Source organism: Klebsiella sp. MS 92-3, from assembly GCF_000195655.1.
Taxonomy (GTDB): Bacteria; Pseudomonadota; Gammaproteobacteria; order Enterobacterales; family Enterobacteriaceae; genus Klebsiella; species Klebsiella pneumoniae.
Genome location: NZ_GL882808.1, coordinates 2,791 through 11,033 on the forward strand (window position 1 = coordinate 2,791; position 8,243 = coordinate 11,033).

The 8,243-nt window shown below is 50.0% G+C and carries 6 protein-coding genes, 1 tRNA gene and 1 pseudogene; 7 read left to right on the forward strand and 1 reads right to left on the reverse strand.

The genetic code is table 11. The features are described from left to right. Positions 1-25: 25 nt before the first annotated feature. Complete coding sequence (gene phoE / locus HMPREF9538_RS13965) at positions 26-1,078, reverse strand: phosphoporin PhoE (RefSeq protein WP_004144576.1); 1,053 nt, start codon at positions 1,076-1,078, stop codon at positions 26-28. Between the two features lie 289 nt (positions 1,079-1,367). Between phoE and proB the strand changes: the two genes are divergently transcribed. The 7 genes and pseudogenes from proB to HMPREF9538_RS32870 all read left to right on the forward strand — a co-directional run. Beyond that, the gene (gene proB / locus HMPREF9538_RS13960; RefSeq protein WP_004144574.1) at positions 1,368-2,471 is read left to right on the forward strand and encodes a glutamate 5-kinase; all 1,104 of its coding nucleotides are present in this window, start codon (positions 1,368-1,370) and stop codon (positions 2,469-2,471) included. Positions 2,472-2,481: 10 nt separating this feature from the next. Further along, positions 2,482-3,735, forward strand: coding sequence for a glutamate-5-semialdehyde dehydrogenase (proA, locus tag HMPREF9538_RS13955; protein WP_008805305.1), 1,254 nt, complete (start codon positions 2,482-2,484; stop codon positions 3,733-3,735). A gap of 113 nt (positions 3,736-3,848) precedes the next feature. Continuing rightward, a tRNA-Thr gene (locus HMPREF9538_RS13950) sits at positions 3,849-3,924 on the forward strand. A 163-nt stretch (positions 3,925-4,087) separates the two neighbouring features. Beyond that, positions 4,088-5,070, forward strand: a pseudogene (locus HMPREF9538_RS0127715) (tyrosine-type recombinase/integrase); the annotation flags it as partial. Positions 5,071-5,353: 283 nt separating this feature from the next. Then, positions 5,354-6,532, forward strand: a complete 1,179-nt coding sequence (locus HMPREF9538_RS0127720; protein ID WP_223369819.1) for an MFS transporter — start codon at positions 5,354-5,356, stop codon at positions 6,530-6,532. 376 nt (positions 6,533-6,908) lie between these two features. Then, positions 6,909-7,745, forward strand: coding sequence for a BglG family transcription antiterminator LicT (licT, locus tag HMPREF9538_RS13945; RefSeq protein ID WP_009307871.1), 837 nt, complete (start codon positions 6,909-6,911; stop codon positions 7,743-7,745). A gap of 77 nt (positions 7,746-7,822) precedes the next feature. After that, positions 7,823-8,243: PTS transporter subunit EIIB (locus tag HMPREF9538_RS32870; protein WP_009485102.1), on the forward strand; the 421-nt coding region annotated here is incomplete at its 3' end.

Genomic DNA, 8,243 nt, shown 5'->3' on the forward strand with positions numbered 1-8,243 from the left:
GCGCGGCGGGTGGTTCTGCGGTTAATCAGAACTGGTAGGTCATACCCAGCGCGACGATGTCGTCATCGTTGATGCCGAGTTTGTTATCGCTTTTCAGCTGGTTGATTTTGTAATCCACGAAGGCGTTCATGTTTTTGTTGAAGTAGTAGGTCAGGCCCACGTCAATGTAGTTAACCAGATCCTCACTCCCCACCCCTTCGATATCCTTCCCTTTCGACAGCACATAGCCGAGGGACGGACGCAGACCGAAGTCGAACTGATACTGCGCCACCGCTTCAAAGTTCTGCGCTTTGTTGGCAAAGCCGCCGCTGATCGGGGTCATTTTGCGGGTTTCAGAGTACATGGTCGCCAGGTAGATATTGTTGGCGTCATATTTCAGGCCGGTCGCCCAGGCTTCCGCTTTCGAACCCTGGCCGCGGGCCAGCAGGTTCTGATCGTTGGTACGGTCGGAGCTGGTGTAGGCTGCGCTGACGGCGAAGTCGCTGCCGCCGAAATCATAGCTTAACGAGGTGCCGACGCCGTCGCCGTTCTGTTTCTTCGCTTCACGGCCTTCGTTTTTACCCTGGTACTGCAGGGTCAGATCCAGGCCATCCACCAGACCGAAGAAGTCGGTGTTGCGGTAGGTCGCCAGGCCGCTGGCGCGCTTGGTCATAAAGTTATCGGTCTGGGCAGAGGAATCGCCGCCGAATTCCGGGAACATATCGGTCCAGGCTTCCACGTCGTACAGGGCGCCAAGGTTACGACCGTAATCGAAGGAGCCGTAGTTCTTCAGCTTCACGCCGGCGAACGCCAGACGGGTTTTCTGGCTGGAGTCGCTCTCGGTTTTGTTACCGGAGAATTCAGATTCCCAACGGCCATAGCCGGTCAGGTCGTCGTTAATCTGCGTTTCGCCTTTAATACCGAAACGCACGTAGGTCTGATCGCCATCCTTGCTGTCATAGTCGCTGAAATAGTGCATGGCTTTGATCTTGCCGTACACATCCAGCTTGTTCGCGTTCTTATTATAAACTTCCGCTGCCTGCGTCGCTGTTGAAGCCACAAAGCCCATCATCATTAATGCCAGAGTACTCTTTTTCATTATTCAGTCCTGGTGATTTATTTATACGCGCTATTCAATTGCGGGCGCTCGCCCATCAAAAACTGGAGGTTTTTTAACGCCGGGATATTAAATATTTATGACAAGATGGAACTTTTTATAAAAAAGGGTATTTAAATGTATCTGACATATTTTTGTCACATTCCCTCTCCAGAATGCCCGATCCCGCGCAATAAAATGGCGCGCCCGCCGCCCCGGGGGTTGGCAAGCGGGCCGACTCCTGCTACAACATCAGCTCGATATCGATATTCCTTTTGAACGGCAGAGAATCATGAGTGAAAGCCAGACGCTGGTGGTAAAACTGGGCACCAGTGTTTTAACAGGCGGGTCCCGTCGCCTGAACCGCGCCCATATCGTCGAGCTTGTGCGCCAGTGCGCACAGTTGCACGCCATGGGACACCGTATTGTCATCGTGACCTCCGGGGCCATTGCCGCCGGGCGCGAGCACCTTGGTTACCCGGAACTGCCCGCCACCATCGCCTCCAAGCAGCTGCTGGCGGCGGTGGGACAAAGCCGTCTGATCCAGCTGTGGGAACAGCTGTTTTCTATCTATGGCATTCACGTTGGCCAGATGCTGCTGACCCGCGCCGACATGGAAGACAGAGAACGGTTCCTCAACGCCCGCGACACTCTGCGCGCGCTGCTGGATAACAGCATCGTCCCGGTCATTAACGAAAACGACGCCGTCGCCACCGCGGAAATCAAAGTGGGCGATAACGACAATCTCTCCGCGCTGGCCGCGATCCTCGCCGGGGCGGATAAGCTGCTGCTGTTAACCGACCAGCCAGGCCTGTTCACCGCCGACCCGCGCAGCAACCCGCAGGCGGAGCTGATTAAAGACGTTTACGGCATCGACGACGCGCTGCGCGCCATCGCCGGCGATAGCGTCTCCGGACTCGGCACCGGCGGCATGGGCACCAAGCTGCAGGCCGCGGACGTCGCCTGCCGGGCGGGGATTGATACCATCATCGCCGCCGGGAACCGTCCGGACGTTATCGGCCATGCCATGGCAGGCCTGCCGGTAGGTACCTGCTTCCACGCCCAGGAGTCTCCGCTGGAGAACCGTAAGCGCTGGATCTTCGGCGCGCCGCCGGCGGGGGAAATCACCGTCGATGCGGGCGCGACCCAGGCGATCCTCGAAAGAGGCAGCTCGCTATTGCCAAAAGGGATCAAAATCGTCAGCGGCAACTTCTCCCGCGGCGAAGTGATCCGCATCCGCAATAGCGAAGGACGCGACATCGCTCACGGCGTCAGCCGCTACAACAGCGATGCGCTGCGCCTTATCGCCGGCCAGCACTCGCAGCAAATCGATGCCATTCTGGGCTACGAATACGGCCCGGTGGCCGTCCACCGCGATGATATGATCATCCGTTAAGGAGCTGAAAATGCTGGAACAAATGGGCATTGCCGCCAAAGCGGCCTCCTGGCAGCTGGCGTTACTCTCCAGCCGGGAAAAGAACCAGGTACTGGAAAAGATCGCCGATTATCTGGAAGCGCAGACCGACGATATTCTGCGCGCCAACGCGGAAGATTTAGCCGAAGCTCGCGCCAATGGCCTGAGTGAAGCGATGCTTGATCGCCTCGCGCTGACCCCGGCGCGTCTGAGCGGCATCGCCAACGATGTGCGCCAGGTGTGCAATCTGGCCGATCCGGTCGGCCAGGTGATCGACGGCGGGCTGCTGGACAGCGGTCTGCGTATTGAACGTCGCCGCGTCCCGCTGGGGGTGATTGGCGTGATTTATGAAGCGCGTCCCAACGTGACGGTCGACGTCGCCTCCCTGTGTCTGAAAACCGGCAACGCAGCGATCCTGCGCGGCGGGAAAGAGACCTGGCGCACCAACGCCGCCACGGTGAAGGTGATCCAGCAGGCGCTGCAGGAGTGCGGTCTGCCGGCCGCCGCGGTACAGGCCATTGAGAGCCCGGATCGCGCGCTGGTGGGCGAAATGCTGAAGATGGATAAATACATCGATATGCTGATCCCCCGCGGCGGCGCGGGCCTGCACAAGCTGTGCCGCGAGCAGTCAACGATCCCGGTGATCACCGGCGGGATTGGCGTGTGCCATATCTTCGTTGATGAAACCGCCGAGATCGCCCCCGCGCTGAAGATCATCGTCAACGCCAAGACCCAGCGGCCGAGTACCTGCAATACCGTGGAAACGCTGCTGGTGCACCGCAACATCGCCGACACCTTCCTGCCGGCGTTAAGCAAGCAGATGGCCGAGAGCGGCGTCACTCTGCACGCCGCCCCTTCCGCCCTGCCCGCGCTGCAGAACGGCCCGGCGAAGGTCGAGCCGGTGAAAGCGGAGCAGTATGACGACGAGTATCTGTCGCTGGATCTGAACGTCAAAGTGGTGGCCGATATGGATGAGGCTATCGCCCATATCCGCGAACATGGCACCCAGCACTCCGACGCTATCCTGACCCGCACCCTGCGTAACGCCAACCGCTTTATCAATGAAGTGGACTCTTCCGCCGTCTACGTGAACGCCTCCACGCGCTTCACCGACGGCGGCCAGTTCGGCCTTGGCGCGGAGGTGGCGGTCAGCACCCAGAAGCTGCACGCTCGCGGCCCGATGGGGCTGGAAGCGTTAACCACCTATAAGTGGATTGGTTTCGGCGACGATACCATTCGTGCGTAAATGAGAACGGGCGATGCAAAAATAGGCAGTTGATTCCACTGGCTATTGACGCATCGCCCGCTAAGTTCTAACCTTTTGCCTCGTGATTCACGCTCGTGAACACCTCTTGCAGGGCCGATATAGCTCAGTTGGTAGAGCAGCGCATTCGTAATGCGAAGGTCGTAGGTTCGACTCCTATTATCGGCACCATTTCAAACTCTTCCCAAGTAAACCGAAATCAATTAAACCCAAGAATACTGCGCTTTGTAGCCCGGTTCTTATCTTCCGTTATCAACTTGATTCAACCGAAATCAAGCACCTATTGGGGGCATAAGTGGGGGCATTCTGTGTTCGGTCCTGGGAGATGCCCCCAATGAAACTTAATGCGAGACAGGTAGACACGGCTAAACCCAGAGAGAAAGCCTATCAGCTGGCAGATGGTGCTGGTTTGTATCTTGAAGTTGTTCCCTCTGGTTCCCGATACTGGCGGATGAAATATCGCTTCAATGGAAAAGAGAAGCGTATGGCCTTTGGGGTCTATCCGGCAGTTTCCCTTGCACAAGCGAGGGCACTGCGCAATAAAGCTAAGAAAAAGCTGGCCGAGGGTATCGATCCATCGTTTGCCAAGAAATAAGAAAAGCTGGTTCGGGATGTGCAGCTCAATAATACGTTTCATGCAGTGGCACTTGAATGGCACGGAACGAAGGTGAGCCGATGGTCAGAAGGTTATGCCTCCGATATCATCGAAGCATTCAATAAAGATATTTTCCCCTATATCGGCCAGCAGCCGGTAAATGTAATCAAACCGCTGGTTCTGCTTAATGTGCTGCGTCGAATGGTAAGCCGTGGCGCGACAGAAAAGGCCAAGAAGGTTCGCCAGCGTTGCAGCGAAGTCTTTCGTTACGCCATTGTTACCGGTCGTGCGGAATACAATTCTGCAGCGGATCTAACCAGCGCGATGTCAGGGCATGAATCGAAGCATTATCCCTTCCTGACTGTTGAGGAGTTACCAGACTTCTTTAAAGCTCTCGCAGGCTACACAGGGAGCCCGTTAGTTGTTCTTGCAGCACGTCTGCTGATCCTTACGGGAGTTCGTACCGGCGAGCTTCGAGGTGCTTTCTGGAGTGAGTTTGATCTTGAGAAAGCGGTGTGGGAAATTCCTGCCGACCGATGAAGATGAAACGGCCTCACCTTGTCCCCCTCTCTACCCAAGCACTAGAGATCGTACAGCAGCTCAAGGTGATATCTGGGCAATATCCTCTGGTGTTTCCTGGGAGGAATGATCCCCGCAAAACGATGAGCGAAGCGAGCATTAATCAGGTATTCAAACGGATTGGGTATACAGGAAAGGTTACAATTGGCAAATGGGCTTACACTAAGCTTCTGAACTTAGTTAACTTTCAATTTTCAATGCTAATGATGAATTATATTCAATGGAGCTTCTGAAATATCTAAACGTTATTGCATATATACTCATGTATAGTTAAATCTATCTCAACATTATTCCCTCATGCGCATCAAAAATAAACCATCTGTATGTTCACATGACGCATGTCGTCATAGGTTTAGACAGTTTGCTCTGATTTCGATGCCCAGAACAACAGGAGATGTTTGCCTAATGCTGTCTCAGACAAAAAGTATGGATCAAGAAAAAACAGTACCAAGCTCTGGTTTGTTACTGGCAATGCTAGCACTGGGCAGTGGAGGATTATGTATAGGAACTGGTGAATTTGCACCCATGAGTCTTTTACCCGATCTGGCAGCAGGAACCTCTGTATCTGTACCCGCAGCAGGTGCGTACATAAGCTCCTATGCAGCTGGTGTCGTGATTGGAGCACCTGCACTTGCTGTCCTTGCTGCCAGGTGGCCTCGTAAAGTGCTTTTGATGACATTACTGGTGATTGCTGTCATAGGGTATGCGTTAAGTGCCCTGTCATGGAACTATTCATCCCTTATGGTTGCTCGTTTTATTTCTGGTCTCCCACATGGGGCATGGTATGGCGTTGCAGCATTGGTCGCTGCATCAATGGTCCCGGAAAACCAAAAAGCGAGGTATATCGGCTATGTCATGCTTGGATTAGGTATAGCTAATGTTGCCGGAGTTCCCCTGGTGACTTGGGCTGGGCAAGAACTGGGATGGCGCATGTCCTTTACATTCGTTTGTCTTGGTATTGTTCTGACTGGATTAATGGTCTCACTATTTGTTCCTGGGATTGCGCCAGATAAAAATGCCACCCCTCTTAAGGAACTGAGTGCATTACGAAGTCCCCAGGTACTGATGGCCTTTGGTGTTGCGTCAGTGGGATTCGCCGGGATGTTTGCCGTTTATAGCTTTATAACGCCAGCATTGACTCAAGTTAGCGGTTTCTCTCTTAATCACGTTCCCTGGATACTTGTGCTTTGGGGGATGGGGATGGTTACCGGGAATATTGTGGGAGGAAGATTAGCTGATAAAGCACTGATTCCTGCAATTTATGGAATGATCGTTTGGAATATAATATTTTTAGGACTATTTGCGTTACTTGCACAGTGGAAAGGTTCAGTTTTATTTACCATATTCATGCTCGGAAATGGCTTTGCCCTGGTACCTGCGCTTCAGGCGCATATGATGAATATCGCCGGAGATGCGCAAACCCTGGCCTCATCATTGACGCATAGTGCGTTCAATATTTCAAATGCGCTTGGGGCATCTTTTGGAGGGCTTGCTATTGCCTATGGTGGCTCATGGGTGTCAACTGGTTGGGTTGGAGTTTGCTTTTCTTTTATCGGTTTAATTTTAATGTATTTATCAGTACGAATGACGAGAAAAACAACATAATAATTATTGTTGTAGTTTTTTGTTAACATTACAGTGTGAATCTATATTGATGCTTAACTTCGTTCTATTTTTAAGTAGACTGGGAATCGTTAATGACGTTAAACGGGGCGTTGAATAAAAATCAACAAACTATTTAATGTTTATCCTATCGATGTGAAAATAGTATTTGATTCGTACTTGTGTTTATTTTTTTTGACGTTCGTCACATTCAACAGGCAGTGAAAACCGTAAAGTTGCTGTCAAAGACAATCAGACTAGATGGGTGTTACGACACATAATCGTCGGCATGACCAGGTTTGTTTTTCACGTATACGTGCAAAAACGATCTGGTCTTTTTTATGTCTGCATTATACAGATTCTATATGCGAGGTGATAAATGCAGGTAGCCAAAATACTTAATAATAATCAGGTAATTTGCCTGGATGATAATGGAAAAGAATGTATCGCTGTTGGCAAAGGTCTTGGCTTCGGTGTATCTGTTGGCGATAATATCGTGACGGATAAGATTGAAAAATGCTTTTCTATTATTGATGAAGAGACTCAGACTAAATTTAGAAGATTAGTTACTGAGATACCGTTAGAGCATATCTCGCTTGCCGACGAAATCATTAGCTATGTTAAATGCTCACTTGGTAAGTCGGTTAGCGACAACATCTATGTATCATTAACTGACCATCTCAGTTTTGCTATTGAACGCTGTAAGAAAGGGCACATTCTGAGTAATCCACTACTATGGGAGACTAAGCGATTTTATTATCATGAGTATAAACTTGGTATGATTGCGCTCGATATGGTTTTTCATAAGACGGGGATTCGATTACCTGAGGACGAGGCGGCATTTATTGCACTCCACATAGTCAATGCTGAAGCTGGGGGGACGTTCGACGAAACTGTTAAGGTTACTCACTTGATACAGGATGTTCTGAACATAATAAAATATCATTTTAATATTATTTTTGATGATCAGGGACTTGATTACAATCGTTTTCTTACACATCTTAGATTTTTCATGCAGCGTCTTAAAGAAAATAAGACCTATGCCAGTAAAGATAGTGCTTTTTATCAAGTTCTACGTAGTGAATATCCGAATGAATATCATTGCGCAGAAAAAATAAAGAGCTATATCTTTAATGGTTATCAGCATGAAATGACTGAAGAAGAAACAATGTATCTTGTTGTGCATATTAATAGACTTATTAAATCTGATAGCTAAGCAATAAACTTATTTTATCCTGTCCGGATCCTGAATAGATCTGAACTTACCCTATCTTATTACAAGGGAGTTGGCATATGAATTATAATGAAATAGCCGAGAAAATTATTCATGAGGTTGGTGGTGCCAAAAATATTGATAACGTATATAACTGCATGACCCGTCTGCGGTTTGAACTTAAAAATGAAAGTCTGGCTAATGATGAAAAAATAAAATCAATATCAGGTGTGACAGGGATTGTCCGTCAGGGGGGGCAGTATCAATTAATCATTGGTAAAGAGGTTGTCAATTTTTTTAACGCCATTCAAAAAATTATTGGGCCTGTTTCAGAACATTCGTCAGGCGTAAAAAAAGAGCAAAAAGGAAATATTGTTAAACGAGTCATTACTGGTGCTATAGAAATTATTGCTTCGTCAATGACACCAGTAATCCCCCCCCCCCTTTTTGGGGGGGGGGTTTTCATGAGTGTTTTTTTTTTTTTTTTTTTTTTTTTCTCCT

What these genes read in the sequence shown, in the direction of transcription:
- phoE (WP_004144576.1), bottom strand. Translation starts at nt 1,078, where the DNA reads ATGAAAAAGAGTACTCTGGCATTAATGATGATGGGCTTTGTGGCTTCA.
- proB (WP_004144574.1), top strand. Translation starts at nt 1,368, where the DNA reads ATGAGTGAAAGCCAGACGCTGGTGGTAAAACTGGGCACCAGTGTTTTA.
- proA (WP_008805305.1), top strand. Translation starts at nt 2,482, where the DNA reads ATGCTGGAACAAATGGGCATTGCCGCCAAAGCGGCCTCCTGGCAGCTG.
- HMPREF9538_RS0127720 (WP_223369819.1), top strand. Translation starts at nt 5,354, where the DNA reads ATGGATCAAGAAAAAACAGTACCAAGCTCTGGTTTGTTACTGGCAATG.
- licT (WP_009307871.1), top strand. Translation starts at nt 6,909, where the DNA reads ATGCAGGTAGCCAAAATACTTAATAATAATCAGGTAATTTGCCTGGAT.